This is a genomic window from Pseudomonas sp. (assembly GCF_030147005.1).
In the GTDB taxonomy this organism is placed as follows: Bacteria; Pseudomonadota; Gammaproteobacteria; order Pseudomonadales; family Pseudomonadaceae; genus Aquipseudomonas.
Window position 1 is genome coordinate 1 of sequence record NZ_JASLAW010000067.1, and the last position, 5,020, is coordinate 5,020.

Genomic DNA, 5,020 nt, shown 5'->3' on the forward strand with positions numbered 1-5,020 from the left:
GCATCGAAACCCCATAAGGAGGCGCGAACATGTCCCAATCGTCTATTTACGCGGCCTCCACCAACGCCGCCCGCCGCGGCAGTGCAACATCGCGGCGAGTCCTGATCGGTCTTGGCTGGTTGATCTTTGCGCTGTTCCTGCTGCTGCCGCTGTTTATCGTGGTCTCCCAGGGACTGAAACTGGGCCTGGGGGCGTTCTTCGCTGCAATCTTCGAACCCGATGCCTTGTCGGCGCTCAAGCTCACGGTGATCGCGGTGCTGATCTCGGTGCCGCTGAACCTGGTGTTTGGTGTCAGCGCCGCATGGTGCGTGAGCAAATATTCATTCCGTGGCAAAAGCCTGCTGGTGACCCTGATCGACCTGCCGTTCTCGGTGTCGCCAGTGATCGCAGGGCTGGTGTACGTGCTGATGTTCGGCGCCCAGGGGCTGTTCGGGCCGTGGCTGTCGGATCACGACATCCAGATTGTGTTTGCGCTGCCGGGCATCGTGCTGGCGACGATCTTCGTCACCGTGCCATTCGTGGCCCGTGAGCTGATCCCGCTGATGCAGGAGCAGGGCACCCAGGAAGAAGAAGCCGCGCGCCTGCTCGGTGCCAACGGCTGGCAGATGTTCTGGCATGTCACCGTGCCGAACATCAAGTGGGGCCTGATCTACGGCGTGGTGCTGTGTACCGCGCGGGCCATGGGTGAGTTCGGCGCGGTGTCGGTGGTGTCCGGCCATATCCGTGGCGTCACCAACACGCTGCCGCTGCATGTCGAGATTCTCTACAACGAATACAACCACGTCGCCGCCTTCGCGGTGGCCAGCCTGTTGCTGATCCTGGCGCTCTTTATCCTGCTGCTCAAGCAGTGGAGCGAGAACCGAATCAACCGCCTGCGCAACAGCGCCGGTGAGGAATAAGTCATGTCGATCGAAGTCCGTAATGTCAGCAAGAACTTCAACGCCTTCAAGGCCCTGAACAGCATCAACCTGGATATCCAGAGTGGCGAGCTGGTGGCGTTGCTGGGTCCGTCCGGCTGCGGCAAGACCACCTTGCTGCGCATCATCGCAGGCCTGGAAACCCCGGATGACGGCAGCATCGTGTTCCACGGCGAGGACGTTTCCGGCCACGATGTGCGTGATCGCAATGTGGGCTTTGTGTTCCAGCACTACGCGCTGTTCCGCCATATGACCGTGTTCGACAACGTTGCTTTCGGCCTGCGCATGAAGCCCAAAAGCCAGCGCCCCACCGAAAGCCAGATCGCGAGCAAGGTTCACGAACTGCTGAACATGGTGCAGCTCGATTGGCTGTCTGATCGCTACCCGGAACAACTCTCCGGTGGCCAGCGCCAACGTATCGCCCTGGCCCGTGCGCTGGCGGTGGAGCCCAAAGTGCTGCTGCTGGACGAACCCTTCGGCGCCCTCGATGCCAAGGTGCGCAAGGAGCTGCGCCGCTGGCTGGCGCGCTTGCACGAAGACATCAACCTGACCTCAGTGTTCGTGACCCACGACCAGGAGGAGGCCATGGAAGTCGCCGACCGTATCGTGGTGATGAACAAGGGCGTGATCGAGCAGATCGGCTCACCGGGCGACGTTTACGAAAACCCGGCCAGCGATTTTGTGTATCACTTCCTCGGCGACTCCAACCGCTTGCATTTGGGCGAAGACAAACACCTGTTGTTCCGCCCGCACGAAGTGTCGTTGTCGCGGCATGAGCTTGAGGATCACCATGCCGCTGAGGTGCGGGATATCCGGCCGCTGGGTGCGACCACGCGGGTGACCTTGAAAGTCGAAGGCCAGCCCGAGCTGATCGAAGCCGAAGTGGTGAAAGACCACGACAGCCTCACCGGTCTGGCCCGTGGCGAAACTCTGTTCTTCAAGCCCAAGGTCTGGCAGAAGGCCTGACACCAGAGCAACATCCCCTTGTGGGATCGGGCTTGTGTGGGAGCGGGCTTGCTCGCGAAGGCGGTCTTATCAGTTGATGATGTATCCACTGACACTGCGCCTTCGCGAGCGAGCCCGCTCCCACATTCAGGCCGTGCGCAGCAGAACTGCCCCCGAACGCGCTTCAATCTGTTGCTTCAATTCCTGGCGCAACCCCACCAGAAATGCCAACTCCGCCACCACAAACAACGGCCCCACGATCAGCCCCGACACATCATCCACAAACGCCGGTTTCCTGCCTTCGTAGTAATGCCCGACAAACTGAATCACCCAGCCCACCACAAACATCCCGATACCGCTGCTCAACCACACCGTCGTGCTCTGCGCCGCCAGCACATGCCCGGCCCATACCGACAAACCCATCAGCAGCGTCATCCACACACCCAGGGCCAGCTCCAGGCGCAGGTAAAACCACGCCGAGAACAACGCCAGCACCACCGCCAGTGAAATCCACAGCCCGCCAACCGGCCATTCGGGGCGAGACAGCAGCACGGCGACCGCCACCACGATCAATGGAATGCCGATGAAATGGCTGGCGATATTGCGTGGGTCGCGGTGGTAGGCGGCGTATTGACTGAGGTGGTCGACGAGGCTTTTCATTGTTGTCCCTCCTGTAGGATGTTTGATCATGCCTTGTCAGCCGGCGCCTAACTGTCAACTGGGCGACAATCTTCGGAGTTCGCATGGACACAGGGAAATGGCACGCGCACTTGGCCAGCGGCCACTGGTTTCGCCACCTGCCGGCACACCTGCAGCGTAGCCTGCTGGCGGCGGCGCGGTTGCGCTCGCTGACGGCGGGGCAGTTTCTGTTCAAGCGCGGCGATCCGCCGTGTGGCCTGTATGCGGTGCTGGAAGGGACGGTGCGCATCAGCGCGGTGAATGCCCAGGGCAAGGAAGCGGTGCTGAGCCTGGTGGAGACGCCTTACTGGTTCGGCGAAATCTGCCTGTTCGACAACCTGCCGCGTACCCACGATGCCCTCGCCACGGGGCCGTGCACACTGTTGCAGGTGCCGCAGTTGGCGATGCTCGGCATCCTCGAGCGGCAACCGGCGTATTGGCGCGATGTGGCCCTGTTGATGAGCCACAAGCTGCGCTTGTCGTTAATCAATATCGAACAGATGAGCCTGATGCCCGCGTCGGCGCGGTTGGCCCATCGGCTGTTGATGATCGCTGAAGGCTACGGTGAGGTAGAGCAGACCCGGCGGGTGTTGCAGCTGCCCCAGGAAGACCTCGCGGCGATGCTGGGCCTGTCGCGCCAGACCATCAACAGCCTGCTCAAAACGCTGGAGCAACAGGGCATCATCGGCCTGAGCTACGGCGCCATTGAGATACTCGACCTCAATGGCCTGCGGCTGGCTGCGGGCCTATGAACCGCGATAGGTGGAGAACCCGTAAGGGCTGAGCAACAGCGGGATGTGGTAGTGCTGGTCAGTCTGCTTGACCTGGAAAATCACCGGCACTTCGGGGAAGAAGGTTTCGCGGTTGGCTTTCTTGTAATAGTCGCCGGTCTTGAACACCACGCGGTACTCGCCCGGCTTCATGCTGCGATCGGCGGGGAACAGCTCGGCGATGCGCCCCTGTTGGTTGGTCACGCCTTGGGACAGCGACTGCCATTGGTCGCCCACGTGTTCTTCCAGGGTCACGCTGACGCCGGCGCTTGGCAGGCCATTTTCCAGGTTGAGCACATGCACACTCAGCGGGTTGCCGGCGGCCAGGGCCAGGTTGCACAGGCCGCTCAGGCTGAGGGCGGCGAGGGTCATGCTTAGGGTTTTCATCGAGAAGTCCTTTTTGGCGGGGGGAATCAAGGGGTGATTTTCAAGCCCAGTTGCTCGGCGGCCTGTACGGCGCAGGCTTCGTCCTGCGCTGCGCCGCCGGCACCGGCGATGCCCAGCGCGCCGACCAGTTCGGCCTCGGCGAACAGCGGCACGCCACCGCCGAGCAACAGCAATTCAGGCAAGCTGTTAAGGTTGGCGGCCTCGGGGTTGTTGCGCGCACGCTCGGCAAACAGCCGGGTCGGGGTTTTGGTCGACAGCGCCGTGTAGGCCTTGCGTTGGCTGGCGAGGCTGTTGTGTGGGCCGACGCCGTCGGCGCGCAGGCTCAGCAACAGGTTGCCGCCACGGTCGAGCACGGTCAGCGCGGCGTTGCAGTGAGCCAGGCTGGCATCGGCCAATTGGCGCGCGGTGCGTAAATCCAGCTCGGCGTGGCGTGGCAATTGTGGCGTCGCTTGAGCGGCGGTCGCCACGGCGAGGCTCAGGAACAAGGCAGTGCGAAACATGGTGAACGCTCCAGAAGACAGGCCGTCACGGTAGCCAGTGGACGTGGTCAAAAGCCGCACAATTTGATGACAGGTTTGTAATCAAACCCAGAGGTAAGGCATGCAGGTGTTGTTAGTGGAAGACCAGCCGCAACTGGCGCAACGCATGGCCCAGGGCCTGAGCGAAGCCGGTTTCGGCGTGGAGGTGGCAGCCAACGGCATGGCGGCGCAGCGCTTTGTGGAAAGCACCGTTTACGACCTGGTGATCCTGGACGTGATGCTGCCAGGCCTGAATGCCTGGAAGTTGCAGCAGGCGATTCGCCAGCGGGGAGAAACGCCCGTGCTGTTCCTGACCACGCCCGATGGCATTGAAGATCGTCTGCGCGGGCTGGAACTGCATGAGGATGACTACTTGCTCAAGCCGTTCGACGCCAAGGCGTTGGTGGCGCGGGTGAGGAAATTGCTGCGGCGTGATCGGGGGCGGTGATTGATCCTGGATGTGCAGCGCCTGAAAGACTGCTTTCGGGGGATTCTGTTGAAAAAGTCGGCTTGCCCAAAGCGCTCGAATATTGATGGATGAAAACACCTCTTTTGCACGCTGATACGTGAAATCAGACTCATCAACCTTCTGCGCAAAACTCAGATTTCAATCTCAGGCGCGTACTTTTCTGCCGTGAAATTCGAAGCCGACTGTTTTCAACAGAATCGGGGGCAAGCCCCAATGCCAGTCAGTTAAGCGCTAGAGCAGGCAACCGTCGGCCTGTGGCGAGGGAGCTTGCTCCCGCTGGGCCGCGAAGCGACCCCAGAAAATGGGACTGCTGCGCAGTCCAGCGGGAGCAAGCTC

Annotated in this window: 7 protein-coding genes; 4 read left to right on the forward strand and 3 right to left on the reverse strand. The window is 61.5% G+C overall.

Translation table 11 applies throughout. The features are described from left to right. Positions 1-29: 29 nt before the first annotated feature. Both cysW and Q1V60_RS06605 read left to right on the forward strand, forming a co-directional pair. Entirely contained in the window at positions 30-899 is an 870-nt protein-coding gene (cysW, locus tag Q1V60_RS06600; protein ID WP_300628552.1) for a sulfate ABC transporter permease subunit CysW, read from the forward strand. A 3-nt stretch (positions 900-902) separates the two neighbouring features. Then, positions 903-1,883: a sulfate ABC transporter ATP-binding protein gene (locus Q1V60_RS06605; RefSeq protein ID WP_300628555.1), complete on the forward strand. Its 981-nt coding sequence runs from the start codon at positions 903-905 to the stop codon at positions 1,881-1,883. A 126-nt stretch (positions 1,884-2,009) separates the two neighbouring features. Here Q1V60_RS06605 and Q1V60_RS06610 read toward each other — a convergent pair whose 3' ends face one another. Then, the gene (locus tag Q1V60_RS06610) at positions 2,010-2,522 is read right to left on the reverse strand and encodes an Mpo1-like protein (protein ID WP_300628556.1); all 513 of its coding nucleotides are present in this window, start codon (positions 2,520-2,522) and stop codon (positions 2,010-2,012) included. A gap of 83 nt (positions 2,523-2,605) precedes the next feature. On the opposite strand from Q1V60_RS06610, the gene Q1V60_RS06615 reads away from it, so the two are divergent. Next, a complete protein-coding gene (locus tag Q1V60_RS06615) occupies positions 2,606-3,292 on the forward strand; it encodes a Crp/Fnr family transcriptional regulator (RefSeq protein ID WP_300628558.1) in 687 nt (228 codons plus the stop codon). Here Q1V60_RS06615 and uraH read toward each other — a convergent pair. Together uraH and Q1V60_RS06625 are read right to left on the reverse strand one after the other, a co-directional pair. Beyond that, a complete protein-coding gene (gene uraH, locus Q1V60_RS06620) occupies positions 3,287-3,697 on the reverse strand; it encodes a hydroxyisourate hydrolase (RefSeq protein WP_300628559.1) in 411 nt (136 codons plus the stop codon). The two genes, Q1V60_RS06615 and uraH, sit on opposite strands and share 6 nt — an antisense overlap. 26 nt (positions 3,698-3,723) lie before the next feature. Next, a complete protein-coding gene (locus Q1V60_RS06625) occupies positions 3,724-4,197 on the reverse strand; it encodes a heme-binding protein (RefSeq protein ID WP_300628560.1) in 474 nt (157 codons plus the stop codon). 100 nt (positions 4,198-4,297) lie between these two features. Between Q1V60_RS06625 and Q1V60_RS06630 the strand changes: the two genes are divergently transcribed. Then, positions 4,298-4,663 (forward strand): response regulator, encoded by a 366-nt coding sequence (locus tag Q1V60_RS06630; protein WP_300628563.1) that lies wholly within the window; start codon positions 4,298-4,300, stop codon positions 4,661-4,663. Positions 4,664-5,020 lie beyond the last annotated feature (357 nt).